A 25,023-nucleotide genomic window follows, 5' to 3' on the forward strand; every position below is an offset into this window, starting at 1 on the left:
GAGGCGATGGGAGACCTGATCAGCGGCGCCCGGCGCCTGGGCGCGGACGCTCTCGGCGAGCGGGCCGCGCGGGCGGCCGCCGGGTTCGCGAGCCTGGGCGTCGGCGCGGGCGACCTCGTGGCGCTCTACCTGCGCAACGACTTCCCGTTCTTCGAGGCCAGCGCGGCCGCCGGCCTCATCGGCGCCTATCCGACGCCGGTGAACTGGCACTACACGCCCGACGAGGCGGCCTATCTGTTCGAGAATTCCGGCGCCAAGGCCATCGTCATCCACGCCGATCTCATCCCGGCCATCCGCGAGGCCCTGCCGCCGGGCGTGCCGGTGCTGGTCGTCCCCACGCCGCCCGAGATCGCCGAGGCGTACGGCATCGATCCGGCGCCGGCGCCACCCGGGTTCCTGGACTGGTCGTCGTGGCTGGAGGGCTTCGCGCCGTACGAGGGGCCGCCCACGGAGGCGCCCGGGACGATCATCTACACGTCGGGGACCACGGGACGGCCAAAGGGCGTGCGCCGCCGGCCGCCAAGCCCGGAGCAGGCGGCCCTTACGGGCCTGATCATCGGCCGAGCCTTCGGCTTCATGGGCTTCGGCCCGCCGGACGAGATCGTCACCGTGGTGACCGGGCCGATGTACCACTCGGCCCCGAACGCGTACGGCCTCGCCGCCGCTCGGCTCGGCGCCACGGTCATTCTCCAGCCCCGCTTCGACCCCGAGGAGCTTCTGCAGCTCATCGAGCGCCACCGGGTCACGCACCTGCACATGGTGCCGATCATGTTCCACCGGCTGCTGAAGCTGCCCGACGCGGTGCGGGCCCGCTACGACCTCTCGTCGCTGAAGTTCGTGGTCCACGCCGCGGCGCCCTGCCCGCCCCCCATCAAGCGCGCGATGATCGAGTGGTGGGGGCCTGTGATCAACGAGTACTACGGCTCGACCGAGGTCTCGGCGGTCACCTTCTGCACGTCCGAGGACTGGCTGAGCCACCCCGGTACCGTGGGCCGGCCGTGGCCGGAAACGGACGTGCGGGTGATCGGCCTGGATGGCGAGAGCCTGCCCCCCGGCGAAGTCGGCGAGGTGTTGGCCCGCACCCGCGGCATGGCCGACTTCACGTATCACGGCGACGACCAGAAGCGGGCCGACAGCGAGAAGGCCGGGCTGATCGCCCCCGGCGACATCGGCTACTTCGACAAGGACGGCTTCCTCTACCTCTGCGACCGGGCCAAGGACATGATCATCTCCGGCGGGGTGAACATCTATCCGGCCGAGATCGAGGCCGAGCTGCTGAAGATGCCCGGCGTGGCCGACTGCGCAGTGTTCGGCATTCCCGACGAGGAGTTCGGCGAGGGGGTCTATGCGGTGGTCCAGCCCAGCGAGGGCGCGGACGTCACCGAAGCCTCGGTCAAGGCGTACCTGCGCGAGCATGTCGCCGGCTACAAGATGCCCAGGCGCGTCGATCTGGCGGCCGATCTGCCGCGCGAGGATTCCGGCAAGATCTTCAAGCGCAAGCTGCGCGAGCCGTTCTGGGCCGGACTGGAGCGGCGGATCTAGGCTTCGGTGGGCAGCTTCTCGGTGTCGATGGACGCCTGCAGGGCGGCTGAATAGCGGGGTCCCGCCACCGTGTCGGCGTTCACGGTGGCCTCCACCTTGGCCACGATCTCCGGCGACAGGACGACGCCGGCGGCGGCCGCGTCTTCGCGCATGTGGTCCGGCCGCGCCGTGCCAGGGATCGGGATGATATGCTCGGCCTTCTGCAGCAGCCAGGCGAGGCAGAGCTGGGCCGGCGTGCAGCCCGCCTCGGCCGCGATCGCCTTGAAGGCGTCCAGCAGCTTCAGGTTCGCCTGGTAGGCCTCGCCCTGGAAGCGAGGCATGGCCTTGCGGATGTCGGCATCCTCGAACTGCGACGGGTCGGGCGCTCCGCCCGCCAGGAACCCCCGGGCGACGGGCGAAAAGGCCACGAACGCCACGCCGAGCTCTCGGCAGGCGTCCAGGACCGCGACCTCCGGGTTGCGGGTCCAGGGCGAGTACTCGGTCTGCAGCGCCGTGATCGGGTGGACGGCGTGGGCGCGGCGCAGGGTCTCGGCCGAAACTTCGGACAGCCCGATGGCGCGGATCTTTCCCGCCTGGACCAGGTCGGCCAGCGCGCCGACGCTCTCCTCGATGGGCACGCGCTTGTCGTAGCGGTGCAGATAGTAGAGGTCGATGACGTCGGTCTGCAGGCGACGCAGGCTGACGTCGCAGAGGGCCTTGATCGTCTCGGGGCGCCCGTCGATGCCGCGCTGCGTGCCGGTCGCGTCGGTCAGGCCACACTTGGAGGCGAGGGTGAACCGCTTCCGATGCGGCCCCAGCACCTCCCCCACCAGGGTCTCGTTGTGGCCCAGGCCATAGACGACCGCGGTGTCGAAGAAGGTGTAGCCCGCGTCCAGCGCGCCCAGCAGCACCTCCTCGGCCTGCGCTCGCGGCGGCGGCGAGCCGTAGGCACGGGACAGGCTCATGCACCCCAGTCCGATGGCCGAGACGTCGAACGGACCGAGCTTGCGGGTCTGCATGAAGCGATCTCCTTGAGGGTTGCGCCCGAAAGAGGCCGTCGATCCTGTCGAGGTCAACCCAGCTTGGATTCGAGCTCGGCGAAATCGGCCACGAACCAGACGTGCCGGCCACGGTTCGACTCGCGCACGAAATCGCCAAGGGCGGTGCTCCGCGCGATCGCCGCCGATACGTCGCCGACGAAGGCGACCTGAAAACCGTAGTTCACGAACTTCTGGATTACCTCGCCGGCGACCCGCGTCCGCAGATCGAGGAAGCCGTCGCCCAGCCGCTCGACGGGTATCGCCACCAGCTTGGCGTCGACGCCGAAAGCCTCGCCGATGATGTCGGTCGCAGCGCGTTCGCCGTCCAGCTTCGCACCGTCGAGCGGGCAGGCCCACGTAGGGACGCCATGGAGCGAGCGAAGGCTCATCCGGCCGCGCCTAGGCCGCCGCCTTGGCGCGGGCCTGCTCGAACCAGGGGATCAGCCGGCGGATCGCCTCCTCGATCTCCAGCGTCGAGACGGCGAAGCTCATGCGGATGAAGCGGCGGCCGTCCACCGGGTCGAAGTCGATGCCGGGCGCAGTCGCCACGCCGGTGTCCTGCAGGAGCTGCTTGCAGAACGACAGGCTGTCGTCCGTCAGCCGGCCCACGTCCGCCCAGATGTAGAAGGCGCCGTCCGGCGGGGCGATCTTCTCCAGGCCCAGCGCCGGCAACGCCTCCAGCAGCAGCTCGCGGTTGCGGCGATAGGTGGCGAGGTGCCCCTCCAGCTCGTCGCGACTGTCCATGGCCACGAGGGCCGCGTGCTGGGCCAGGGAGGGCGCGGTGAGGAACAGGGCGCCCATGTAGGCCACCGCCCGCGAGGCCTCGGCCTTAGGCACGATCAGCCAGCCCAGGCGCCAGCCGGCCATACTGAAGTATTTGGAGAAGCTGTTCACGACGATAGTCTGGGGTTCGTACTCCAGCATCGAGTGCGTCGGCTCGGCGTAGCTGAGGCCGTGGTAGATCTCGTCCGAGATGATGCGGATGCCGCGGTCGCGGCAGATCTGCGCGATGGCCGCGAGTTCGTCGCCAGGGATCACGGTGCCGGTGGGATTGGCCGGGCTGGCGAGGATGACGCCGGCGGGCGCAGGTTCGATCCGGGCCAGCAGGTCGGCCGTGAGCTGGTAGCGGGTCTCGGGTCCGCAGGGGATCTCCAGCGGGACCATGTGCAGGGCTTTGACGTTGTTGCGGTAGGCGACGTAGCCCGGCCGCGCCATGGCGATCACGTCGCCCGGCTTGAAGGTGGCCGACAGCGCCAGCACCAGAGCCGGCGAAGCGCCGCAGGTGAGCGTGATCTGCGACGGCTCCACCGTCACCCCGTAGGTTTCGGCATAGTGACGGCAGATGCGGGCCTTCAGCGGCGCGCTCTCCCAGTAGCCCATGGCCTCGGCGTCGAGCACGGCGTGCGCGGCTTCGATCGCGGCCTTCGGGGCGCCGGTCGACGGCTGCCCGAACTCCATGTGGATGATCGAACGGCCCTCGGCCTTCAGCCGATGGGCCAGGCCGCTGACGGAGATGGCGTAGAAGGGATCGATCTCGGCGCTCATGCCGCAGAGGTAGTGCGAAGCCGGCCAAAACGCCATGCGGCTTGACCGCCGGCGTTCCGGGCGCGAAGGCCTCCTGCGTCGAAGGGGATCTCCAGTGGCTTCATCTCAGACCGGCGCCGGCAGCGCCTCGAACCGCCGCGTCCTGGCGGCCAGCCTGGTGGGCACCGCGGTCGAGTTCTACGACTTCTACATCTACGCCACCGCCGCCTCGCTGGTGTTCCCGCACCTGTTCTTCCCGAAGTCGTCGGACTCGGCCCAGCTGCTGCAGAGCTATGCGACCTTCGCGGTGGCCTTCTTCGCACGCCCGGTCGGGGCGGCGTTCTTCGGCCACTTCGGCGACCGGGTCGGGCGCAAGTCGACGCTCGTGGCCTCGCTGATGATGATGGGGGCGTCCACGCTCTTGATCGCCTTCCTGCCCACCTACGCCATGGTGGGTTGGGTGGCGCCGGCGTTGCTCTGCCTGCTGCGGTTCGGCCAGGGTTTCGGCCTGGGCGGCGAGTGGGGCGGCGCGGCGCTGCTGGCGGTGGAAAACGCCCCGCCCGGCTGGCGCGCACGGTTCGGCATGTTCCCGCAGCTGGGCGCACCGGTGGGCTTCATCGCCGCGAATGGGCTGTTCTTGATCTTGGGCGCGGCCATGCCGGCCGACGACTTCCTGACCTGGGGATGGCGGCTGCCGTTCCTGGCGAGCGCGATCCTGGTAGGCCTGGGCCTCTGGGTGCGGCTGCGCATCGGCGAGACGCCCGCCTTCCAGAAGGTGTTGGAGGAGGCCGAACCCAGCCACGTGCCGATGGCCGAGGTGGTCCGCCGGCATGGCGGCGCCCTGCTGGGCGGGACCTTCGCGGTGGTGGCCTGCTTCGCCATCTTCTACCTCTCCACGGCCTTTGCGCTCGGCTATGGCACGACGACCCTGGGGTACAGCCGCGAGACCTTCCTGGCCGTCCAGCTCGGGGCGATCCTGTTCCTGGCGGTGGGCATCCTGGCCGCCGGCTGGTGGTCGGATATCGCCAACCCCCGCCGCGTGCTGATGGTGGGGTGCGTCGGTACGGTGGCGGTCGGCGCGGTTATGGGCGCCATGATGGGCGCTGGCTCGCTGGTGCTGATCTGGCTGTGGCTCTCGCTAGCCCTGCTCATGATGGGCTTCGTCTATGGGCCGCTCGGCGCCTTTCTGCCCAGCCTGTTTCCACCCCGCGTCCGTTACACGGGCGCGTCCATCGCCTTCAACGTGGGCGGCATCATCGGCGGCGGCCTCGCGCCCATGGCGGCGCAGCTGCTGGCCGACCGCGGCGGCCTGGCCCCCGTCGGCCTCTACCTCGCCGCCGCAGCGCTGCTGAGCTTCGTGGGCCTGATCGCCCTGAAGCCACGCTATGCGGAGTAGCCCACCCGCGGCATGATCGGCCCATGCTCATCGAGACGCCCGAACAGCTCGCCGCAATCTACGACCTCGCCCCAGTGCCGGCCTCCACGGTCAAGGAGACCGATCACATCACTCCGCACTACCGGGCCCTGATCGAGGCTTCGCCCTTTGTGGCCCTGGCCACGGTGGGGCCGGAGGGACTGGACTGCAGCCCCCGCGGCGACGCGGGCGCCGCCGTCAGGATCGATGGGCCTCGGACCCTGGTGATGCCGGACCGGCGCGGTAATAACCGGATCGACAGCCTGTCGAACATCGTCCGCGATCCGCGCGTGGCGCTGCTGTTCCTGATCCCGGGTTCGGGCACGACCTTCCGGGTGAACGGGCGGGCCGTCATCTCCGCCGATCCCGACCTATTGGCCTCCCTCGCCGTCCAGGGCCAGGCCCCGCGCACGGCCATGGTCATCACCGTCGAGCGCGCCTACTTCCAGTGCGCCCGGGCCGTAGTGCGCTCGAGGATCTGGGACCCGGCGACCCACGTCGATCCGGCCTCGCTGCCGACGCCCGGCCAGATCCTGGCCGCGCTCAGCGCGGGCGAGGTCGGCGGCAAGGCCTATGACGAGGAGTGGCCCGGTCGCGCGACGAAGACCCTCTGGTAGCTCAGACCGGAACTTCGCCCGCCACGGTCGTGCGGTGCATGACCCGCAGGTGGCCATCGTAGCCACCCTCGGCGAAGTGCATGGTGCAGCGGTTGTCCCACATCAGCACCATCCCCGGCTTCCAGGTGTGGCGCAGGCGATAAGTCTCCTGCAGCAGGTGCTTGTAGAGAAAGCCCAGCACCGCATCGGCCTCCATGTCCGTCAGGCCCTCGACGCCCACCGTATAGGTCGGGCTGACGAACAGCGCCTTGCGCCCGGTCACCGGATGGGTGCGCACCAGCGGGTGTGGGTGGGTCTTGTCCGCCTCGGGCGAGGAGATGATCTCCATTGTCCGCTTCTCGGTCTCCCGCGCGAAGAGGCCGTTGGCGCCATAGGGCCGGCCTGCGGAATGGATCGCGCGCAAGGGCGCGAGCATCGCTTTCATGGTGGGGGACAGGTCGTCGTAGGCGCGGGCGGCGTCGACGAAGAGGGTGTCCCCGCCGACCGGCGGCGTCACTTCCGAGCGCAGGATGGTCGCCGACGGCGGCGCCGGCTGGAAGCTCCAGTCGGAGTGCCAGCCCCCGCCGAAATTCGGCGCCTTCTCGTCGGGCGCGCGCCGCAGCTCCAGCACATTGGGTCGGCCGGGCATCGGCTTGATGAACGGGTCGTCGCCGAACGGGCCCATCTGCAGCGTGAAGGCCTCCAGCTCGTCCAGGCTCAAGGGCTGGTCGGGGAACCACAACACCGCGTGCCGGGCGAAGGCGTCGCGGATCGCTGCGAGCGCCGCCGCCGGCAGGGGACGCGAGAGATCCACGCCGGTGACCTCTGCGCCGAAGCCGCTCTCCCGCGGCTGCACCCGGATCGTTTCCCCCGCCTGTCCGTCCGCCATGGTGGTTCTCCCCTTCCCGTCAGGCCCCGAGGGCGCGCGTGTAGGTCGAAAGGTCGAAGTAGTCCCGCCACACCTTGATCTTGCCGTCCGACATCTCGAACACGCCGCAGCATGGCAGGTCGACGGGCCGGTCGCCTACCCGCGTGCGATCCAGGCGCTCGGCGATCACCACGTCGCCCGTCTCGACGATGTTGACGATGTCCCACTCCGTGGCGGTCCAGTCCTTGATGAAGCCGGCGATGAAGGCCTGCACGGCCGCCTGGCCCGCCACCGGTCGGGCCGGCATGTTGTGGTAGACGCCGTCCGGGCTGAAGAACGACGCCAGTTCGGCCGCGTCCAGACGCGACCAGGCGGCAATGAAGTCCCTGACGATGCGCGCGTTCTCGCCCATCTGCGTTTCCCCTTGTCGGATACCGGTTCCGCGCCGGTGGCCTTTGCCGACAAAACACCTGTTTGCGTACGCGACGGCAAGCTTGTAATCGAAGCCCGTCATGGCCGCTTTCGACACCACCGAAGACAAGCTGATCACGCTCACGCCGGACCGGGAGGTCGACGTGCGCGAGACCTTCGGCGTGGATATCGACATGAAGGTCCCGGCCTTCAGCGAGCGCGACCCCCACGTGCCGGACGTGGATCCGGCCTACAAGTTCGATCCCGAGACCACGCGGGCGATCTGCGCGGGCTTTGCCTTCGACCGCCGGGTGATGGTCCAGGGCTATCACGGCACCGGCAAGTCGACGCACATCGAGCAGGTGGCCGCGCGCCTGAACTGGCCGATGATCCGGGTGAACCTGGACAGCCACATCAGCCGCATCGACCTGGTCGGCAAGGACGCCATCGTCCTGAAGGACGGCAAGCAGGTCACGGAATTCCGCGAGGGCATGCTGCCCTGGGCCCTGCAGCGCCCCATCGCCCTGGTGTTCGACGAGTACGACGCCGGCCGGCCCGACGTGATGTTCGTGATCCAGCGCGTGCTGGAGGCGTCGGGCAAGCTGACCCTGCTGGACCAGAACCGGGTGATCCGGGCCAATCCGTACTTCCGCCTGTTCTCGACCACCAACACGATCGGCCTGGGCGACACGACCGGCCTCTACCACGGCACCCAGCAGATCAATCAGGCCCAGATGGACCGCTGGTCCATCGTCACCACGCTGAACTACCTCAGCCACGACGTTGAGGCCGAGATCGTCCTGGCCAAGGCCCCTGGCTATCAGAGCGCCGAGGGGAAGCGGACCATCAACGCCATGGTGCGGGTCGCCGACATGACCCGGAACGCCTTCATGAACGGCGACATCTCCACGGTCATGAGCCCGCGGACGGTGATCACCTGGGCCCAGAACGCCGAGATCTTTGGCGGCGACATCGGGCTCGCGTTCCGGATGACGTTCCTGAACAAGTGCGACGAGCTGGAGCGCGGGACGGTGGCCGAGTTCTACCAGCGCGCCTTCGGCCAGGATCTGCCCGAGAGCACGGCGCGGGTCCGCGTCGCGTAAAAGTCCGGCGGCAACGCCTGTTGGCCGGCTCTAGCTGGGCGAAGGATGCGGGGGGCGGCTAAACTCCCCGCCCACCTTCACCGGAGACACCTTCCGATGCGCTTGCTGGCGGCCCTGGCTTTCACGCTGGCGGCAGGCTCGGCCATGGCCCAGCCCCCGTCCATCCCTCCCGAGGTGATCGCAGCGGCGCGACGGACCGTCGTCATGACCGTGCCGGGCATGGACCGGGTCGCCGTGACCAAGAACCTGCCCTACGCCGGCGGGAGCGATCCCCGCATCGCCATGGACGTCTATCGGCCGGACGGCCTGAAGTCCGGCGAGCGGCGCGGCGCGGTCATCTTCATCCATGGCGGCGGCCCGCCCGGCGCGCCGATGAAGGAGATCGGGGCCTTCACCTCCTACGGCCGGCTCACGGCCGCGCAGGGCCTGGTGGGCGTGACCTTCACCCACCGGCTGGGCTTCCCCCAGGGCGTCGCAGAGGGCGCGACGGACGTGGCCGCGGCGGTAGCCTATGTGCGGGCCCATGCGGCCGAGCTGAACATCGACCCCGACCGCATCTGCCTGGCCGCCTACTCCGCCGGCGGAGCGATGCTGGCGCCCTATGTGAAGGATGCGCCCTCCTGGCTGCGGTGCCTGGTGGCCTACTACCCCATGATGGACCTGGAGGGCTCCGCGCAGCACCGCGCCAGCAACGCGGCCGAGACCCTGACCGCCCAATCGCCCCTGCGCCAGGTCGCCGAGCCGGGCCGCAAGGCGCCGCTGTACCTGGCCCGCGCCGGCGCCGACGAGATCCCCGAGCTGCTGCCCGGCGTGGACCGGTTCGTGGCCGAGGCCCTGCGCCGGGACTATCCGCTGACGGTCGCCAACAATCCGGCCGCGCCGCACAGCTTCGACCTCACAGGCCCGACGCCGCGAACGCTGGAGATCCTGCAGGAGACCTTCGCGTTCCTGCGGCGCAGCCTGGGCGGCTGACCGCTACTTCAGGGCGTAGGCGACGACGTAATCCCCGCTGGCCGGGCTCATGGCCGCGCCGCCGGCGCTGACCACCACGTACTGCCGGCCGGTCTTAGGCGAGACGTAAGTCATCGGCGTCCCCGCCGCCGCGACCGGCAGCGACGCCTGCCAAAGCACCTTGCCCGTGGCGTTGTCGTAGGCCCGCAGATAGGCGTCGGTCGTCGCGGCGCGGAAGGTGACGCCCCCGGCCGTGGTGATCGGGCCGCCGATGCCGATCGTGCCGATGGGGATCGGCAGGTGCGATTTCAGGCCGAACGGCGCCTGGGCCTCGGCCGTGCCCGCCGGAACCTGCCAGACCACCTGGCGCGTGCGCACGTCGATGGCGGTGAGCATCCCATGCGGGGGCTGGACGCAGGGCGCGAACACGGGGCTCAGGAACCACTGGTTGCGCACCTTGTAGGGGATGGCCTTGAGGCTGGGCGGGGGGCGGTCCTTCGCGGCGCGGCTCAGGGCCACGCCGGGCTCGTCCGACTTGGTCAGGGCCACGATCTGCGGCATGCGCACGTCGCTGACGATCAACAGGCCGCGGCGCGCGTCGAAGGCGCCCGAGCCCCAGTTCATCCCGCCGGCGTTGCCCGGATACTGCAGCGACGGCTGCTTGGCGCTTCCGGGCGGCGTGAAGTCGCCCTCGTAGCGCACGGACTGGAACATGATCCGGCAGGCCAACTGGTCCAGGGGCGTGGCGCCCCACATCATCTGCTCGGTCAGCCGCTCGACACCGATGGTGGGCATTTCCACCGAATAGGGCTGGGTCGGGAAGACCCACTCGCCGGGCTGGGCCCCGCCGGGAACCCGCACCTCCACCACCCGCGTCAGCGGCTTGCCGTCGCGCCGGTCGAGCACGAAGATCTGCCCGCGCTTGGTGAGCTGGACCAGGGCCGGCGCCGTGCCGCCCTTGACCGGGAAGTCGATCAGCATCGGCTGGGACGGGACGTCGTAGTCCCAGAGGTCGTGGTGCACCGTCTGGAAGGTCCAGCGCATCTTGCCGGTCGCCACGTCCACCGCGACCACCGAGGACGAATACCCCTCCGCCGCCATGGAGCGGTGCGAGCCCCAGTAGTCGGGCGTGGCGTTGCCCACCGGCAGGTAGACGAGGCCGAGGTCGGGGTCGAACGCGGGCGTCGACCAGACGTTGGGCGTGCCGCGGGTGTAGGTCTTGCCCTCCGGCGGCAGCTTGTCGATGGACGGGTCGCCCAGGTCCCACGCCCAGACGAGCTCTCCCGTGACCACGTCGAAGGCGCGCACGACGCCCGACGGTTCGGCCAGTTCCTGGTTGTCGACCACCCAGCCGCCGACGAGCACCCGGTTGCCGATCACCGTCGGCGTCGAGGTCTGGAAGTAGAAGCCCGGCTTCACCGGCCCCACCCCGACGGTGAGATCGACCATGCCGTCCTTGCCGAAGCCCGGGCAGCGCTGGCCCGTCTCGGCGTCCAGCGCGAAGAGCTGGGCGTTGACGGTCGAGGAGATGATCCGGCGGCGGCAGAGCGGGGCGGCGGCCGCCTTGGCTGCGGCGCTGGCGGGCTTGGGCGCGGCGGCCGGCTGGACCGCACTCGTCTTCGCTATCGGCGCGGCCGGGCCGGCCAAAGCCACCTTGGGCTGGCTCCCGTCCCAATAGCCCACGCCGCGGCAGCGGTTCCAGAAGAGCGGCTTCACCTTGGGGTCGTGCCGCCATTTCTCGCGGCCCGTATCGGCATCGAGGGCGATGACCACATTGGTGGGGGTGCAGACGTAGAGCGTATCGCCCACCTGGACGGGGGTGTTCTGGTCCTGGCTGCCGCGGTGGCGCCTCTCGCCCGTGCGGAAGGTCCAGGCGACCTTCAGGTCGTCGACGTTCTCGCGGTTGATCTGGTCGACGGGCGCATAGCGCGAGCCGCCGGGATCGCGGCCGTAGTAGCGCCAGTCCGACGTCGCCTCGGCGGGCGGCGCAGCGCCGGTCACCTGGGCCGGAATGGTGGCCTGGCCCCAGGTGAAAGTCGCGGGGACCGCGGCGCCGAGAACCCCCAGGCAGGCCAGGGACAGCAGCGCCACCGCCAGGCCCGACTGATGGCGCAGGGCCGCCTTCGGCGCCGACGGGATCACCAGCAGGATGAACAGGCCTAGCACCGCCGGGGCGAAGAGGCGCGGCACAAGGGGCCAGAACGAGAAGCCGCCCTCCCACACACCCCAGGCCAGGGTGGCGCCCAGCACGGCGGCGTAGATCAGGCCGGCCGCCGGATGACGACGGGCCAGCATCACGCCCGTTGCGATGATCGCAGCCCCCGCCAGCATGTAGTAGGGCGAGCCGTCGAGGAAGATCAGCCAGCCCCCGCCCACGAGGAGCAGGATCCCGACCAGCGCCACCAGCCCACCGCCGATCACGGCCCAGATCCTGGCCGGCCAGCCTGCCGGTTTATCGGACGCCATCTTGTCTTTCCCCGAACTCTGGGCGGGACTTTGGCCCGAATCGCCGCGCGCATGAAGGGCGCTGGACCTGGCGCAACCGACAGGCGATGATCATACGGGTTATTCGAAAATCAGAAGCCTTCCGGGGGAGACTATGACGCTACGATCGCTTGCCATCCTGGCCCTTGCCGCCACGGGTCTGACCGCCCTGCCCGCCGCGGCGCAGAGCACCTATCCCAAGAACGATTACGCCAAGCCCGAGGCCTGGTTGTGCTGGCCCGGCAAGGCGGGCGACGCCTGCGCCATCGACCTGTCGACGACGGTGGTCAAGGCCGACGGCTCGTCCAGCGTCGAAGCCTTCAAGGCCGACCCCAAGGCGCCGATCGACTGCTTCTACGTCTACCCCACGGTTTCGAACGACCCCGGCGTGGTCTCGGACATGACCGCCAACGCCGAAGAGCTGAACGTGGTGAAGCAGCAGCTGGCCCGCTTCGGCTCGAAATGCCGGATCTTCGCGCCGATCTACCGGCAGTTCACCCTGACCGCCCTGCGGGCCATGGTGGAGGGCAAGCCTATCCCGGGCGCCGCTGACCCAGCCGTGCGTCAGGTGGGCTACAATGACGTGGTCGACGCGTGGAACCACTATCTGACCACACAGAACAAGGGCCGCGGGGTGGTCCTGATCGGCCACAGTCAGGGCTCCGGCCTTCTTCAGCGGCTGATCCCCGCCGAGATCGAAGGCAAGCCGGTGCAGAAGCAGCTGGTCTCCGCGCTGATCCTGGGCTCGAACCTGCCGGTGACAAAGGGCCAGGACACGGGCGCCTTCAAGACGATCCCGCTGTGCAAGTCGGCCGACCAGACCGGCTGCGCGATCAGCTACGTCACCTTCCGCGACACCATACCGCCACCCGCAAACACCCGCTTCGGCAAGGTGGCGAACCCGGACATGGAAGCGGCGTGCGTCAACCCGGCCGCGCTGCTGGGCCGCAAGGAACTGCATGCCTATCTGTCGAACGGGATGGAGATCGCCAGCGCTTCGGCGGCGACGCCGACCTGGGTGAAGGATAAGCCCAACCCGAAGACGCCGTTCGTGTCCCTCCCCGGCCTGATCACCGGCGGCTGCGTCTCGAAGAACGGCTTCAACTATCTGGAGGCGCACGTTAACGCCGACCCGGCGGATCCTCGGACCGACACGATCAGCGGCGACGTGACCGGTCCGGGCGGCGTGGTCGCTCAGGACTGGGGCCTGCACCTGATCGACGCCAACATCGCTATGGGCGATCTGGTCGAGTTGGTGGGCCGGCAGGCCAAGGCCTACGCGGCGAAGAAGTAGCAGCGACGGGGCGCGCCTTTCGGCGCGCCCCGATTTGCTAACGTCCGGTCAGCTTGCGACCGGCGAACACGCCGAGCGCCAGGAACAGCAGGAAGCCGACCACGGCGACGAAGAACAGCAGCTTGGCGATACCGGCCGCAGCGCCGGCGATGCCGCCGAAGCCGAGCGCGCCGGCCACGATGGCGACGATCGCGAAGATCAGGGCCCATTTCAGCATCAGGTTTCTCCTCAGTCCGAAACTCGGCCCTGGAAACGCTGGGGAACCTTCACCGTTCCCCAGGACACGATTCCTTGTTTCACCCCGGGTCACGCCTGATCTATGACCGACTGACATGGCGAAGAACCCGGAAAGCCCCCTGGAGCCCTTCAAGCGCGCGCTGGCCCATGCCGCGCGTTCGCTGGCCGAGACCCCGGACCTGGAGATCGTCTACTCCGGCGAGGGGCCGCAGCTCTCCGGCAACCGGGCCGTGCTGCCACACCCGCCGCGGGACCTGACGCCCGAGGACGCCGCCCGCATCCGCGGCCTGGCCGACCAGATGGCCCTGCGCATCGCCCACCACGACCCGGCCGCGCACGCCAAGACCCGCCCCCGGTCCGGCGCCGGCCAGCCGATCTACGACGCCCTGGAGCAGGCCCGCATCGAGGCGATCGGCGCGAACGCCATGGGCGGGGTGAAGGGCAACCTGAAGGCGGTGATGGATCACGCCTGGGCCCGCAAGGTCTACAACGAGGTCGAGGCCATGGCGAACCCGCCCCTGGCCGAGATCGTCTCGCTGATGGTCCGCGAGCGCCTGACGGGCGAGCCGCCGCCGCCGACGGCGCGGGCGCTGGTGGACATGTTCCGCGGCGACATCGAGGCCAAGGCCGGCGAGGACCTCGAGAAGCTGGAAGGCACGCTTCACGACCAGAAGGCCTTCGCGCGGATCGCCCGGGCGATCATCCGCGACCTGGAGATGGGCGACGACCTGTCGGACGCGCCGGAACAGCCCGACGACGACAGCGAGGGCAAGGACGAGGGCGACCCCGAGGCCTCCGAGGACAACGACGACGGCGAGGGCGAGAGCCAGTCGCCGCAGCAGACGGCGATGGACGACGACGAGACCACGGCCCGCGAGGCCGAGGACGCCGACAGCCAGATGATGCAGTCGGAGGAAGATCCCGACGCCGAGGACACCGACGAACCGCCGGACATGGGCGACGGCGACCAGCCCGCGCGCCCGGACCCGTCGGGCGACAACCGCGCGATCACCTACAAGGTCTTCACCACCGCCCACGACGAGATCGTGGCCGCCGAGGAGCTGTGCGATCCCGAGGAACTGACCCGCCTGCGGGCCTATCTCGACCAGCAATTGGCCAGCGTGTCGAACGTGGTCTCGCGCCTGGCCAACCGGCTGCAACGCAAGCTGCTGGCGCAACAGAACCGTTCCTGGTCCTTCGACCTGGAGGAGGGCCTGCTGGACACTGCGCGCCTGACGCGGGTGATCACCGACCCTACCGCGTCCCTCGCCTTCAAGGAGGAGGAGGACACCGAGTTCCGGGACACGGTCGTCACCATCCTGATCGACAACTCGGGCTCGATGCGGGGCCGCCCGATCATGGTGGCCGCCGTCTGCGCGGACATCCTGGCGCGCACCCTGGAGCGTTGCGGGGTCAAGACCGAGATCCTGGGCTTCACGACGCGCGCCTGGAAGGGCGGCTCCTCGCGCGAGGACTGGCTGAAGGCCGGCAAGCCCGCCCAGCCCGGCCGCCTGAACGACCTGCGCCACATCATCTACAAGGCCGCCGATGCGCCCTGGCGCCGCGCCCGACGCAACCTCGGCCTGATGATGCGCGAAGGCCTGCTGAAGGAGAACATCGACGGCGAAGCCCTGATGTGGGCCCACCAGCGGCTGATCGGCCGCCCGGAGGCGCGCCGGATCCTGCTGGTGATCTCGGACGGGGCTCCGGTCGACGATTCCACCCTGTCGGTGAACTCGGGCCACTACCTGGAGCGCCACCTGCGCGAGGTGATCGGGGAGATCGAGGCCAAGAGCCCGGTCCAGCTCATCGCCATCGGTATCGGCCATGACGTCACCCGCTACTACAAGAACGCCGTGACCATCGTGGACGTGGAGCAGCTCGCCGGGGCCATGGTTGAACAGCTCGCCGACCTGTTCGACGAGGAGGTCCGGCGGGTGACGCGCAAGAACGCCAACCTGCTGGCGCCGCCGCCGAACACTCAAGGGCCGCAGGGGCCGGCGCGGCGTTCGACCTTCAAGGAAGTCCGGAGGGCCACCGCTTGAGGCGGATCGCCGGCCTGGCGCTCGCGCTGGCGCTGGGATCGTGCGCGGCGCCGATGGCGCCGCTGCCTCTGCAGCCGGTCGCCGTCGGGGCGGCGATACAGGTGGACGCCGAGGCCGTACCCATGGATCCGAGCGATCCGGGCCGTGAGCGGATCGGCAACTTCACCTATGCCGGCGGCCTGGTGCTCACTTCGCGCCAGACGAGCCGGCTGCATGGGCTCTCAGACCTGAAGGTCTCGCCGGACGGTCGGCTGCTGGCGATCGGCGATCAATCCGACCTGCTGGAAGCCCGCGTCGTGCTGGACGCCAACGGCCGGCTGGCCGGTCTCACCGACGCCACGATGATCGCCCTGAAGGAGACGACCGGCGCCGACCTCTACGTCGGCGGGCAGCGCGAGTACGACTCGGAAGGGATCGCCCGGCTCGCGAACGGCGACATCCTTGTCAGCTTTGAGCAGCACGACCGGATCCTGCTGTTCGCCAGGGACGGCGCCCTGCCCCGCCCGGTTCCGCAGCCCGATGTGAAGTTCACCGACAACAAGGGGATGGAGGCGCTGATCGCCGCCCCGGACGTCGCCGCCGACGCCTATCGCGTGGGACTGGAAGACCGCGGCTGGACCTTCGTCTGCCGAATCTCGACGACCTGCGTCCGCGACCGCGACCTGGACCTCGCCGGCTCGGAACTGGTGGCGATGGACAACCTGCCGGGCGGTGGGCTGGCCTACCTGCTGCGGAGCTATTCGGTGCTGCGGGGCAATGTGGTCCAGCTTCGGATCCTGGACCGGACCGGCCGGCTGGTCGACAGCCTGGAGATCGCCCGGCCGCTGACCGTGGACAACCTGGAAGGCCTTGCGGCCGCGCCGCAGCCGGACGGCCGCGTGCGATTCTACCTCGTCTCGGACGACAACTTCGGCTTCTACGACGGCCGGCCCACGGGCCAGCGGACCCTGCTGCTGGCCTTCGATTGGACGCGCCCCTAAGCGCCACCGGCCGCGCCGCGAAAGCCACAAGCAAAAAGGCCGCCCGGTAAGGGGCGGCCTTTTCAAACTCTCAGAGCGCGACGGCTCAGGCCGCGGCTTGCTCGGCCAGCTTGGCCTTCACTTGGCGCTTGATCTTCAGCGCCTTGGCCGAGAGGACCTCGTCCTTGGCCTTCAGCAGGACGGCGTCGAGGCCCCCGCGGAAGTCCAGGGTGCGCAGCGCCGCGTTGGTGATGCGCAGGTTGAACGACTGGCCCAGCGCCTCCGACTGAACGGTGGTGGCCACCAGGTTCGGCATGAACCGGCGCTTGGTCTTGATGTTCGAGTGGCTCACGTTGTGGCCGACCATCGGCCCGACACCCGTGATTTCGCAGCGGCGCGACATAGCGAATACCTTCGCGTGGAAATGGATGTGCGACGGACTAGGTCCGCGCAAGGAGCGGGCGATATAGAGGAAGGCCCCCTTCCGCGTCAAGGCGAGGCGGAAAGAAGTCCAATCGGTCGCGCCCGAAGATGAAGCCTCGTTGTGGGCCGAAGCGATTCAGATACAATATGTCGTAGGGAACGAAAGCTGAATCGCTGCGAGTCAGTGATTCGGTCGCGATTCGTTTCGCGCCCGTTCTCTGCTTCAGCTTCCAGCGTTAAGCCTTGCCGTGGGAGGGTCCGATGACGACTCCGTCCGAGAAGCGCGCGCGATTCCGGAAGCTGCACGAAGCCGGCTGCTTCGTGATCCCGAACCCCTGGGACGTGGGCAGCGCGAGGATGCTGCAGGCGCTGGGCTTCCCCGCCCTGGCCTCAACAAGCTCTGGATTCGCCTGGTCGACCGGCCGGCTCGACAACGAGGTCCCGCTCGCCGACATGCTGGCGCACCTCGCAGTCCTGGCCGCCGCCACCGACCTGCCGCTGAACGCCGACTTCGAGAACGGCTATGCCGACGCGCCGGAGGCCGTGGCCGCAAACGTGCGCCTGGCCTTGGACGCGGGCGTGGCGGGGCTGTCCATCGAGGACATGAGCCACGATGGCGGCAAGCCCCTCTACGAGACGGCGCTGGCTGTGGAGCGCGTGAAGGCGGCGCGGGCCGCCGTGGACGCCGAGGGATCGGGCGCGGTCCTGGTGGCGCGGGCCGAGGGACTGCTGATCGGCCAGATGGACCTGCGGCAGACGCTGGACCGGCTCGTCCTGCTCGCAGAGGCGGGCGCGGACTGCCTCTATGCGCCTGGCCTGCGGACGGCGGAGGACGTGGCCGCAGCGGTCGGGGCCGTGGCGCCGAAGCCGCTGAACGTCCTGATGTGGACCAAGGGACTGACCGTGGCGGAGCTGGCCGACCTGGGCGTGCGGCGGATCAGCGTCGGCGGCGCCCTCGCCCGGGTCGCCTGGGCCGGCTTCCTCGGCGCCGCCCGCGAGATCGCCATCGAGGGCCGCTTCGACCGTCTGGGCGAGGCGGCCACGGGCGCCGAACTGAACGCCCTGCTCCGGCCGTAGGGCTACAGCCGCACCCAGCCCCGGCCTTCGTGACCGAAGGCGAACCGGTCGGGGTGGAGAATCTCGGCGATCATCTCGGCCGACTCCACCAGCCGCGGCCCTGGCCGGTTGAAGTAGTGGTGGCCGTCGATGACGTAGACCTGCCCGCGGCGCACGGCGGAAAGCGCCGCCCATTCGGGGCGCCCCTGCAGCTGCGGCAGGTCCGCCAGGCTCTGTTCGATGGTGAAACCGCAGGGAAGCAGCAGGATGACGTCGGGGTCGGCCGCGGCCAGCGCGCCCCAGTCCAGCCACGGCGAGTGCTGGCCCGGCGTGGCGAACAGGCTCTGGCCGCCCGCCGCTTCGATCAGTTCGGGCATCCAGTTGCCGCCGGCCATCAGCGGATCGATCCATTCGATGGCGGCGACGGTCGGCTGGTAGGCGGCGCGCCCGGCGGTTTCGCGGATTGCGGTCAGGCGGCCCTGCAGCGTCGCGATGGCCCGCTCCGCCGCGGTGTCCGCGCCGAGCGCCTGCCCCACCTTGCGCATGTCGCCCCAGACGTCGGAGAGGTCGTTGGGCTCCAGCGAAACAAGGGCCGGCGCCATGCCGGTCCATTCGCACAACGCGTCCTCCAGGTCGCCGGGCGTGACCGCGCAAATGGCGCACTGGGTCTGGGTCAGGATCAGGTCCGGCTTCAGCGCCCGCAGGCGCTCGGCGTCGACGCGATAGACCGAGACGCCCTGGGCGATGATCTCGTTTACCCGGCGGTCGATGTCGCGGGACGTGCCGTCCAGGCGCACCTTGGTTTCGCTCAGCGCCGGCAGATGCCGCACCTGCGGAGGAAAGTCGCATTGGTGCGAGCGGCCGACGAGGTGGTCGGCCATGCCGACCGCGGCGACGATCTCGGTGGCGCTGGGCAACAAGGAGACGATGCGGAGCCCGCTCATGCCGCCCGCCCGAAGGCCGGGAGCGTCAGGCCGGCGCGGCGCAGGGCGGCGTCGATCGCTAGCAGGATCGCCAGCCAGACGGCGTTGACGAGGCCCACGAGGCTGATGACCCCGGGCCGCACCTCGCAGGCGCCGGTGACGACCTGCTCCACACCCAGGATCACGACCTGGTTGGCCACAAAGGCGGCGACGAAGGCCGCGCCCGCCCGCAGCCATACGGGCTGGCCCGCGAAGGCCCGCGACGCCGGCGCGGCGGCAAGCGTGGCGGCCAGGGCGGCGACGCCCAGCCCCACGCCCCACGAAACGGTCTGGGCGTCCCGCGGATAGTCGTGCAGGCCGAAGCCGACGGCCTGGCCCGCCAGCCAGACGGCGGCTGTCAGCAGGAGCGCCCGGCCCAGCGGCAGGGCGCCGGCGGCGATCACCGCCACGGCGACCAGGGGCTCCAGGCAGCCGGCCAGGAAGGAGCCGCCCACGACCAGGGCGACGAGACCTGCAGACCACAGGCCCGAACGGGAGGGTGGAGAAACGATGGAAGACATGGGCCGAAACCTCGCGGCGAACGTGACACGTCACCGCGACGAACATGGGCGCCCCCGGAGAAGCCCCCGAGCCGGTCCATCCACATCGGCGCACCCCGTCCGACGTGGTCGCGCGTGACCACGGCTTGTGGCAGGTCTCCTGGCTCGCGGCTCGTCGCCTCGGACCGGCCTTCCCAGGACCTTTCGACCCCAGTGGCTGTGTTGGTCTTCGACTCGCCGCTTACAGTTGCGGGGGCAGCCGCGGCCTTGTGCGCGAGCGCACGCACCGCATTCCCTTTTGAGCCCTTGCGGGCGCCACGCGCGATGATTGCCCCGGCGCGGCCGGAGCGGTCAAGGCGCGGCGGCCCTGCGCCTACTCGGCGGCGGCGAGGGTGGTGGTCGCGGGACGGTATTGCGCAACGATCATCCGGGTCGCGTCGAGGCGGGCGCCGCGCCGGTCGATGATCTCCAGGTGCACGTGGTCGGTCATACCGCCCGGGTACTTCCGCTGCAGCGAATGCGCCTTGCCGATCGGCCGCCCGATGGCCACCGCGTCGCCCACGTCGACGGTCGGCTTCAGGTAGAAGACCCGGGCGGCGTAGTTCAGGGCCGGATTGGTGATCTCGACGAACTTCAGGCTCTGATCGCCCGCATAGGCGTAGCCGATCTTTGTGACATAGCCGGAGATCGGCGCATCGACGTCCTGGCCCGCCTCGGCGCGGTAGTCCACGCCCTCGTGCCGGCGGCTGCCGCCGTCGCGGCGGGCCCCGAACTGGCCGGCGCCATAGGCGTCGTGCTCGCGAGGCTCGAGTCCGGTCGGATTGGCGAAGTCCGCGCGGCCGTCGCCATCGACGTCTGCGCCGTCCCAGACCCGTTCCATCGGCGCGGGTTCGGCGGGGGGATCCGCCTGCTCCATGGCGCGTTCCACGGCTGTCGCCAGAGTGATCCGATGCTCCGGCTGGCTGAGCGGCGCCGCAGCAGCAGCTGTCGCGGTGACAAGCGCGACTATAGATACCAACAGCGCAGGTTTCGTTTCGACCAACTCAAGCAAACGCGCGGGAACGCCCAACTTCATCCAGGATCCTTCACTCAACAAATGCACGCCGCACCTGGACTATTGCCAAGCTTCGTGGCGGTTTGACTGGAACGCCGCGCCAAATGCAGCGATGTGATGGGTCCTGGCTTCGGACCGGGGCGAAAAATAGGCGAAGCCGCCAAATTTAACCATGCGACCGGTCGCCGCCGGGCGAACACGGTTCCCATTGCACCGTTCAGCGGCACCTGTTACTAAACGGCCAGTCAGTTATTTAGAAAGCACATCCCATGGACGCCGGCGCGCCCAAGTTCCGTAGACGGAAGGCCGATCGGCCCGCGGAAATCGTGCAGGCCGCCCTCGCGGTGTTCGCTGAAAAGGGGTTCGCGGCGGCGAAGCTGGAGGACATCGCTCGCCAAGCGGGGGTGTCGAAGGGCGCGATCTACCTCTACTTCGAGACCAAGGAAGACATCTTCCGCGCCGTCGTCGGCCAGGCCATCGCACCCAACGTCGTCGCGGTGAAGGCCATGGCCGCTGCCCATCCCGGCCCGCTCGCCGACCTCCTGCGCGGGGTGACTGGCCATATCGCCGGCATCGTCACGCACACGCCGCTGGGCTGCGTACTGAAGATGGTGGTCGGCGAGGCGCGGAATTTCCCGGAAATCGCGCGGGTCTGGCACGATGAACTGGTGTCCCAGGCCCTCGGGACCCTGACGGCCGCCATTGCCGCCGCCCAGGCGCGGGGCGAGGTCAAGCCCGGCGATCCCCGCATCTACGCTCTGCAGCTCATCGCCCCGCTGCTCGTCGCGGTGCTCTGGCGCGAGACTTTCGTGCCGGTCGGCGCGGAGCCGTTCGACCTGCCGGCCGTGATGAGCCAGCACATCGACACCCTGCTGTTGGGCCTGCTCACGGAAGGAGCCCGCCCATGAACCGTCAGCGCCTGCTGGTGGCCGGCCTGATCGGCGCGGCCGCCGTGATCGCCGGCCTGGTCATCTGGGTCCCGCGGATGGACCGGCCCGCCACCCTCTCCGGCTATATCGAGGGCGAGCCGCTGTACATGGCCGCGCCGGTCGCCGGAACGGTTCGCCAGGTGAGCGTGGTGCGCGGCCAGGACGTGGCGGCCGGTGAGGCGCTGTTCGTCGTCGACCCCGCCCAGGTGCGCGCCCAGGCCGACCAGGCCTCTGCGGAGGCCGCCGCCGCCCAGGCTCAGGCGCAGGACGCCCGCAAGGGCCAGCGGCCGGCGGAGCTGGCGGTGTTCGAGGCCAACATCGCAGCCGCCGAGGCCCGTGCCCGCGACGCCCACGCCGACCTGCGCCGGGTCCAGCCCCTGGTCCGACAGGGCTGGTATGCGCCGGCCCGCCTGGACGACGCCCGCGCCGCCGCCGAAGCTGCCGACGCCCAGGTGCGGGCTGCCCGAAAGCAGCGCGACGCCGCGCTGCTGGGCGCCCGCGAGGATCAGGTGCGCGCCGCCGACGCCCGTGTGACGCAGGCCCAGGCCGCGGTGACGGGCGCCGCCGCCCGCCTGGCCGAGGTCGCGCCGCGCGCGCCGGCCAGGGCGCGGGTCGAGGACGTGTTCTTCCACCCGGGCGAATGGGCGCCGGCCAACCAGCCGATCCTGTCCCTGCTGCCGGACGAGCGGATCAAGGTGCGCTTCTTCGTGCCCGAGCGAGATCGGGCGGCCTATCGCATCGGTCGCACGGTCCGCTTCGCCTGCGACGGCTGCGCCAGCGGACTGTCGGCCCGCATCGAGTTCGTGGCGCCCCGGCCGGAGTTCACGCCGCCGGTGATCTACAGCCGCGAGGCCCGCGACCGCCTGGTCTACCTGGTCGAAGCCCGCCCCAGCGCGCGGCTCAACCCCGGTCAGCCGGTGGACGTAGAGCCCTTGTCGTGAGGCGCCGCACGACATGACCTTGGCCATCGACGTCCACGGCCTGAACAAATCCTTCGGCGACAAGCACGTCGTCAACGACGTCACCATCCAGGTGGAAGCCGGACGGATCTGCGGGTTCCTGGGGCCGAACGGCTCGGGAAAGACCACCACCCTGCGGATGCTGTGCGGGCTGCTGACGCCGGACTCCGGCTCGGGCGAGGCGCTGGGCTTCGACATCATCGCCCAGGCCGACGAGGTGAAGCGGCGGACGGGCTACATGACCCAGAAGTTCTCGCTCTACGAGGACCTGACCATCGCCGAGAACCTGCAGTTCACGGCCCGGGTCTATGGCCTGGACCGCCGGCGCGAACGGGTCGATGCGGCGCTGGAGCGGCTGGGACTGACGTCGCGGCGCGGCCAGTTGGCAGGCACGCTCTCAGGCGGCTGGAAGCAGCGGTTGGCCCTGGCCGCCGCGACCCTGCACGAGCCCCGGCTGCTGCTGCTGGACGAACCCACGGCCGGCGTCGACCCTAAGGCGCGCCGGACGTTCTGGGACGAGATCCACGCCCTGGCCGCCGAGGGCCTGACCGTCCTGGTCTCCACCCACTACATGGACGAGGCCGAGCGGTGCCATGAGATCGCATACATCAGCTACGGCCGGCTGATCGCCCGCGGAACGGCGGCGGAGGTGATCGCCGGGTCCGGCCTGGTCACCCTTCACGGCGAGGGTCCGAACGCCGACCGGCTGGCGCACGACCTGGCCGGCGCACCGGGGGTCGAGACGGCGGCAGCCTTCGGCGCGGCGATCCATGTCAGCGGGACCGACCGCGCCGCCCTGGAAGCGGCGGTGAGGCCCTACCGCCGCGAACCCTATCGCTGGAGCGAGGTCCCACCCACGCTCGAGGACGTGTTCATCCAGCTCATGAGCCAGAGCCAGGACAACGTCCGGTGAGCGGCCTGTCGTGGCTCCGTGTGCTCGCCGTGCTGGTGAAGGAGTTCAAGCAGCTCACCCGCGACCGGATCACGTACGCAATGATGCTGGCGATCCCCGTCGTGCAGCTCACGCTGTTCGGCTACGCCATCAACACCGAGCCGCGCCACCTGCCCACCGCCGTCCTGGTCCAGGAGGACAGCCGCCATGCCCGCTCGATCGTCGCGGCGCTGAAGAACTCGGCCTATTTCGACTTCGTGGCCCAGGCGCGCAGTCCGGCCGAACTGGACCGGCTGCTCCGCAATGGCGAGGTCCAGTTCGCGGTGACCATACCGGGCGACTTCAGCCGCCGGGTCGCCCGCGGAGACCGCGCCCAGATCCTGGTGGAGGCCGACGCCACCGACCCCTCGGCCACGAGCGGCGCCGTCGCCGCGCTGGCCGCCCTGCCCGACCTCGCCCTGCGCCACGACCTTACCGGCGCCCTCGCGTCCCGGCAGGGTGAGGCGCCGTTCGAGGTGGTGGTCCATCGCCGCTACAACCCCGAAGCCATCACCGCCTACAACATCGTCCCGGGCCTCTTGGGCATCATCCTGTCCCTGACGCTGGTGATGATGACGGCGCTCAGCGTCACGCGCGAGACCGAGCGCGGGACGATGGAGACCCTGCTTTCCACGCCGCTGGAGCCCCTCGAAGTGATGATCGGCAAGCTAGCGCCCTACGTCTTCGTAGGGCTGGTGCAGACCGCGATCATCCTGGTCATGGCCGCGACCCTGTTCCAGGTGCCGATGGGCGGAGGTTGGATCGGCCTGTCAGCCGGCATCGCCCTCTTCATCACGGGCTCCCTGGCCCTGGGCTTTCTCATCTCGACGGTGGCGAGGTCACAGCTTCAGGCGATGCAGATGAGCTTCTTCTACATCCTGCCGTCGATCCTGCTGTCGGGGTTCATGTTCCCGTTCCGCGGCATGCCGGCCTGGGCGCAGTGGATCGGGGAAGTGATCCCCGTGACCCACTTCCTGCGCGTCGTGCGCGGCTCGCTGCTGAAATCGCAGGGCCTCGGCGACCAGTGGCGCGAGCTCGCGGCGCTCACCGCCTTCGTCCTGGTGGTCACGGCGCTGGCCATGGCGCGCTACCGGCGCACCCTGGACTAACTAGACGGCCAGCAGGTCGCGGAAGTCGGCCGGGTTCAGGCCCATCTTCTGAAGGTCGGAGTGCATGCCGGCGAACATCGCCCGCGCGCCGCGGACGGCGTCGAACCCTGCATCGCCCGCAGTCAGCGCCACCTCCCGGCCCACGTTCGGGTCGAACGCCAGCCGCACTTCGGCGCCCAGTTCCTGGCTCAGGTCGCGCTCGCGGCGCGCGGCGTCGCGGGCGTCGGCGACCTGGTCGCGGACGTAGTCCTTCAGCGCATTGGCATCGCCGCTCGTAAACACCTCGCCGGAAATGAAGCCCAGCCCGGAGACCTCCTGCATCCGCTCGGGCGGCGACTTCGGCGTCAGCGTGCCGACCTCCGACATGCTGGCGAGGCCGTAGGCGCGGGCCGCGCGCGCCCGATCAAGGGCGTCGCCGCCCCACATCTCCGAGGAACCCAGGAGCTGCGCGTCGACACGCACCAGGGCGCCCTGGGGGACCATCTGCAACTGAGCTGTGTCCGGCGGTATCGGCGTGAGCGTGGCCGAGATGTCAGTCAGGGCAGAATCTACCTCATGGTGGCGCTTGACCCGATCGACCGGGAAAGAACTGCCGACCCCGCTGACGGACATGGACATACGCAACTCCCTGTTGCGGGACGCTGCGCAAAGCC

General features: G+C 69.9%; 25 protein-coding genes and 1 riboswitch. Of the genes, 13 read left to right on the forward strand and 12 right to left on the reverse strand.

Going from position 1 to position 25,023, the window contains the following annotated elements; all coding sequences use genetic code 11:
• Positions 1-6: 6 nt before the first annotated feature.
• Entirely contained in the window at positions 7-1,542 is a 1,536-nt protein-coding gene (locus A2790_RS02150; protein WP_293387139.1) for an acyl-CoA synthetase, read from the forward strand.
• Here the strand turns inward: A2790_RS02150 and A2790_RS02155 are convergent.
• From A2790_RS02155 to A2790_RS02165, 3 genes are read right to left on the reverse strand one after another with little or no spacing between them, the layout of a single operon-like run.
• On the reverse strand, positions 1,539-2,540 hold the full coding sequence (locus A2790_RS02155; RefSeq protein WP_293387141.1) for an aldo/keto reductase: 1,002 nt from the start codon (positions 2,538-2,540) through the stop codon (positions 1,539-1,541). The genes A2790_RS02150 and A2790_RS02155 overlap by 4 nt on opposite strands.
• A 53-nt stretch (positions 2,541-2,593) precedes the next feature.
• The gene (locus A2790_RS02160; protein WP_293387143.1) at positions 2,594-2,950 is read right to left on the reverse strand and encodes a DUF4180 domain-containing protein; all 357 of its coding nucleotides are present in this window, start codon (positions 2,948-2,950) and stop codon (positions 2,594-2,596) included.
• A gap of 10 nt (positions 2,951-2,960) precedes the next feature.
• Positions 2,961-4,106 (reverse strand): aminotransferase class I/II-fold pyridoxal phosphate-dependent enzyme, encoded by a 1,146-nt coding sequence (locus A2790_RS02165; protein ID WP_293387363.1) that lies wholly within the window; start codon positions 4,104-4,106, stop codon positions 2,961-2,963.
• 94 nt (positions 4,107-4,200) lie between these two features.
• Between A2790_RS02165 and A2790_RS02170 the strand changes: the two genes are divergently transcribed.
• Positions 4,201-5,481, forward strand: a complete 1,281-nt coding sequence (locus A2790_RS02170; protein WP_293387145.1) for an MFS transporter — start codon at positions 4,201-4,203, stop codon at positions 5,479-5,481.
• Between the two features lie 23 nt (positions 5,482-5,504).
• Positions 5,505-6,116: a pyridoxamine 5'-phosphate oxidase family protein gene (locus A2790_RS02175; protein ID WP_293387147.1), complete on the forward strand. Its 612-nt coding sequence runs from the start codon at positions 5,505-5,507 to the stop codon at positions 6,114-6,116.
• Between the two features lies 1 nt (position 6,117).
• Here A2790_RS02175 and A2790_RS02180 read toward each other — a convergent pair whose 3' ends face one another.
• On the reverse strand, positions 6,118-6,984 hold the full coding sequence (locus A2790_RS02180) for a TauD/TfdA family dioxygenase (protein ID WP_293387149.1): 867 nt from the start codon (positions 6,982-6,984) through the stop codon (positions 6,118-6,120).
• 19 nt (positions 6,985-7,003) lie between these two features.
• The gene (locus A2790_RS02185; protein ID WP_293387151.1) at positions 7,004-7,375 is read right to left on the reverse strand and encodes a limonene-1,2-epoxide hydrolase family protein; all 372 of its coding nucleotides are present in this window, start codon (positions 7,373-7,375) and stop codon (positions 7,004-7,006) included.
• 100 nt (positions 7,376-7,475) lie between these two features.
• Here A2790_RS02185 and cobS point away from each other — a divergent pair, with 100 nt between their 5' ends.
• Positions 7,476-8,477, forward strand: a complete 1,002-nt coding sequence (cobS, locus tag A2790_RS02190; protein ID WP_293387153.1) for a cobaltochelatase subunit CobS — start codon at positions 7,476-7,478, stop codon at positions 8,475-8,477.
• A 96-nt stretch (positions 8,478-8,573) separates the two neighbouring features.
• A complete protein-coding gene (locus tag A2790_RS02195; protein ID WP_293387155.1) occupies positions 8,574-9,449 on the forward strand; it encodes an alpha/beta hydrolase fold domain-containing protein in 876 nt (291 codons plus the stop codon).
• A 3-nt stretch (positions 9,450-9,452) separates the two neighbouring features.
• Here the strand turns inward: A2790_RS02195 and A2790_RS02200 are convergent, their stop codons facing one another.
• On the reverse strand, positions 9,453-11,894 hold the full coding sequence (locus A2790_RS02200; protein ID WP_293387156.1) for a membrane-bound PQQ-dependent dehydrogenase, glucose/quinate/shikimate family: 2,442 nt from the start codon (positions 11,892-11,894) through the stop codon (positions 9,453-9,455).
• Positions 11,895-12,027: 133 nt separating this feature from the next.
• On the opposite strand from A2790_RS02200, the gene A2790_RS02205 reads away from it, so the two are divergent.
• Entirely contained in the window at positions 12,028-13,206 is a 1,179-nt protein-coding gene (locus A2790_RS02205; protein ID WP_293387157.1) for a DUF3089 domain-containing protein, read from the forward strand.
• A 37-nt stretch (positions 13,207-13,243) separates the two neighbouring features.
• Here the strand turns inward: A2790_RS02205 and A2790_RS02210 are convergent, their stop codons facing one another.
• Positions 13,244-13,423, reverse strand: coding sequence for a DUF1328 family protein (locus tag A2790_RS02210; RefSeq protein ID WP_068875625.1), 180 nt, complete (start codon positions 13,421-13,423; stop codon positions 13,244-13,246).
• 115 nt (positions 13,424-13,538) lie between these two features.
• Between A2790_RS02210 and cobT the strand changes: the two genes are divergently transcribed.
• On the forward strand, positions 13,539-15,488 hold the full coding sequence (gene cobT, locus A2790_RS02215) for a cobaltochelatase subunit CobT (RefSeq protein WP_293387158.1): 1,950 nt from the start codon (positions 13,539-13,541) through the stop codon (positions 15,486-15,488).
• The gene (locus A2790_RS02220) at positions 15,485-16,468 is read left to right on the forward strand and encodes an esterase-like activity of phytase family protein (RefSeq protein ID WP_293387159.1); all 984 of its coding nucleotides are present in this window, start codon (positions 15,485-15,487) and stop codon (positions 16,466-16,468) included. Before cobT ends, A2790_RS02220 begins: the two co-directional genes overlap by 4 nt.
• A gap of 85 nt (positions 16,469-16,553) precedes the next feature.
• On the opposite strand, the gene rpmB is transcribed toward A2790_RS02220, so the two are convergent.
• Positions 16,554-16,850, reverse strand: a complete 297-nt coding sequence (gene rpmB, locus A2790_RS02225; RefSeq protein ID WP_068875638.1) for a 50S ribosomal protein L28 — start codon at positions 16,848-16,850, stop codon at positions 16,554-16,556.
• A 281-nt stretch (positions 16,851-17,131) separates the two neighbouring features.
• Between rpmB and A2790_RS02230 the strand changes: the two genes are divergently transcribed.
• Positions 17,132-17,947, forward strand: coding sequence for an isocitrate lyase/phosphoenolpyruvate mutase family protein (locus A2790_RS02230; protein ID WP_293387161.1), 816 nt, complete (start codon positions 17,132-17,134; stop codon positions 17,945-17,947).
• 2 nt (positions 17,948-17,949) lie between these two features.
• Here the strand turns inward: A2790_RS02230 and A2790_RS02235 are convergent, their stop codons facing one another.
• From A2790_RS02235 to A2790_RS02245, 3 genes are all read right to left on the reverse strand, one after another.
• Positions 17,950-18,870 carry a cobalamin-binding protein gene (locus A2790_RS02235; RefSeq protein WP_293387162.1) on the reverse strand — a complete coding sequence of 307 codons (921 nt, stop codon included), beginning with the start codon at positions 18,868-18,870 and terminating at the stop codon, positions 17,950-17,952.
• Positions 18,867-19,409, reverse strand: a complete 543-nt coding sequence (locus tag A2790_RS02240) for a hypothetical protein (RefSeq protein WP_293387163.1) — start codon at positions 19,407-19,409, stop codon at positions 18,867-18,869. The genes A2790_RS02235 and A2790_RS02240 overlap by 4 nt, the downstream gene beginning before the upstream one ends.
• 111 nt (positions 19,410-19,520) lie before the next feature.
• Positions 19,521-19,723, reverse strand: a riboswitch (cobalamin riboswitch).
• A gap of 38 nt (positions 19,724-19,761) precedes the next feature.
• Positions 19,762-20,316: a M23 family metallopeptidase gene (locus A2790_RS02245; protein WP_293387165.1), complete on the reverse strand. Its 555-nt coding sequence runs from the start codon at positions 20,314-20,316 to the stop codon at positions 19,762-19,764.
• Positions 20,317-20,711: 395 nt separating this feature from the next.
• Between A2790_RS02245 and A2790_RS02250 the strand changes: the two genes are divergently transcribed.
• From A2790_RS02250 to A2790_RS02265, 4 genes are read left to right on the forward strand one after another with little or no spacing between them, the layout of a single operon-like run.
• Complete coding sequence (locus A2790_RS02250; protein ID WP_293387167.1) at positions 20,712-21,350, forward strand: TetR/AcrR family transcriptional regulator; 639 nt, start codon at positions 20,712-20,714, stop codon at positions 21,348-21,350.
• Positions 21,347-22,312: an HlyD family efflux transporter periplasmic adaptor subunit gene (locus A2790_RS02255; RefSeq protein ID WP_293387169.1), complete on the forward strand. Its 966-nt coding sequence runs from the start codon at positions 21,347-21,349 to the stop codon at positions 22,310-22,312. Before A2790_RS02250 ends, A2790_RS02255 begins: the two co-directional genes overlap by 4 nt.
• Before the next feature lie 13 nt (positions 22,313-22,325).
• Positions 22,326-23,243 (forward strand): ABC transporter ATP-binding protein, encoded by a 918-nt coding sequence (locus A2790_RS02260; RefSeq protein WP_293387171.1) that lies wholly within the window; start codon positions 22,326-22,328, stop codon positions 23,241-23,243.
• Positions 23,240-24,370 (forward strand): ABC transporter permease, encoded by a 1,131-nt coding sequence (locus tag A2790_RS02265; protein ID WP_293387173.1) that lies wholly within the window; start codon positions 23,240-23,242, stop codon positions 24,368-24,370. The genes A2790_RS02260 and A2790_RS02265 overlap by 4 nt, the downstream gene beginning before the upstream one ends.
• On the opposite strand, the gene A2790_RS02270 is transcribed toward A2790_RS02265, so the two are convergent.
• Positions 24,371-24,988 carry a hypothetical protein gene (locus A2790_RS02270; RefSeq protein WP_293387175.1) on the reverse strand — a complete coding sequence of 206 codons (618 nt, stop codon included), beginning with the start codon at positions 24,986-24,988 and terminating at the stop codon, positions 24,371-24,373.
• Positions 24,989-25,023: the final 35 nt, after the last annotated feature.

The organism is Phenylobacterium sp. RIFCSPHIGHO2_01_FULL_69_31 (assembly GCF_001824475.1).
Taxonomy (GTDB): Bacteria; Pseudomonadota; Alphaproteobacteria; order Caulobacterales; family Caulobacteraceae; genus Phenylobacterium.

What these genes read in the sequence shown, in the direction of transcription:
- A2790_RS02150 (WP_293387139.1), top strand. Translation starts at nt 7, where the DNA reads ATGGGAGACCTGATCAGCGGCGCCCGGCGCCTGGGCGCGGACGCTCTC.
- A2790_RS02155 (WP_293387141.1), bottom strand. Translation starts at nt 2,540, where the DNA reads ATGCAGACCCGCAAGCTCGGTCCGTTCGACGTCTCGGCCATCGGACTG.
- A2790_RS02160 (WP_293387143.1), bottom strand. Translation starts at nt 2,950, where the DNA reads ATGAGCCTTCGCTCGCTCCATGGCGTCCCTACGTGGGCCTGCCCGCTC.
- A2790_RS02165 (WP_293387363.1), bottom strand. Translation starts at nt 4,106, where the DNA reads ATGAGCGCCGAGATCGATCCCTTCTACGCCATCTCCGTCAGCGGCCTG.
- A2790_RS02175 (WP_293387147.1), top strand. Translation starts at nt 5,505, where the DNA reads ATGCTCATCGAGACGCCCGAACAGCTCGCCGCAATCTACGACCTCGCC.
- A2790_RS02180 (WP_293387149.1), bottom strand. Translation starts at nt 6,984, where the DNA reads ATGGCGGACGGACAGGCGGGGGAAACGATCCGGGTGCAGCCGCGGGAG.
- A2790_RS02185 (WP_293387151.1), bottom strand. Translation starts at nt 7,375, where the DNA reads ATGGGCGAGAACGCGCGCATCGTCAGGGACTTCATTGCCGCCTGGTCG.
- cobS (WP_293387153.1), top strand. Translation starts at nt 7,476, where the DNA reads ATGGCCGCTTTCGACACCACCGAAGACAAGCTGATCACGCTCACGCCG.
- A2790_RS02195 (WP_293387155.1), top strand. Translation starts at nt 8,574, where the DNA reads ATGCGCTTGCTGGCGGCCCTGGCTTTCACGCTGGCGGCAGGCTCGGCC.
- A2790_RS02200 (WP_293387156.1), bottom strand. Translation starts at nt 11,894, where the DNA reads ATGGCGTCCGATAAACCGGCAGGCTGGCCGGCCAGGATCTGGGCCGTG.
- A2790_RS02205 (WP_293387157.1), top strand. Translation starts at nt 12,028, where the DNA reads ATGACGCTACGATCGCTTGCCATCCTGGCCCTTGCCGCCACGGGTCTG.
- A2790_RS02210 (WP_068875625.1), bottom strand. Translation starts at nt 13,423, where the DNA reads ATGCTGAAATGGGCCCTGATCTTCGCGATCGTCGCCATCGTGGCCGGC.
- cobT (WP_293387158.1), top strand. Translation starts at nt 13,539, where the DNA reads ATGGCGAAGAACCCGGAAAGCCCCCTGGAGCCCTTCAAGCGCGCGCTG.
- rpmB (WP_068875638.1), bottom strand. Translation starts at nt 16,850, where the DNA reads ATGTCGCGCCGCTGCGAAATCACGGGTGTCGGGCCGATGGTCGGCCAC.
- A2790_RS02230 (WP_293387161.1), top strand. Translation starts at nt 17,132, where the DNA reads ATGACGACTCCGTCCGAGAAGCGCGCGCGATTCCGGAAGCTGCACGAA.
- A2790_RS02235 (WP_293387162.1), bottom strand. Translation starts at nt 18,870, where the DNA reads ATGAGCGGGCTCCGCATCGTCTCCTTGTTGCCCAGCGCCACCGAGATC.
- A2790_RS02240 (WP_293387163.1), bottom strand. Translation starts at nt 19,409, where the DNA reads ATGTCTTCCATCGTTTCTCCACCCTCCCGTTCGGGCCTGTGGTCTGCA.
- A2790_RS02250 (WP_293387167.1), top strand. Translation starts at nt 20,712, where the DNA reads ATGGACGCCGGCGCGCCCAAGTTCCGTAGACGGAAGGCCGATCGGCCC.
- A2790_RS02255 (WP_293387169.1), top strand. Translation starts at nt 21,347, where the DNA reads ATGAACCGTCAGCGCCTGCTGGTGGCCGGCCTGATCGGCGCGGCCGCC.
- A2790_RS02260 (WP_293387171.1), top strand. Translation starts at nt 22,326, where the DNA reads ATGACCTTGGCCATCGACGTCCACGGCCTGAACAAATCCTTCGGCGAC.
- A2790_RS02270 (WP_293387175.1), bottom strand. Translation starts at nt 24,988, where the DNA reads ATGTCCATGTCCGTCAGCGGGGTCGGCAGTTCTTTCCCGGTCGATCGG.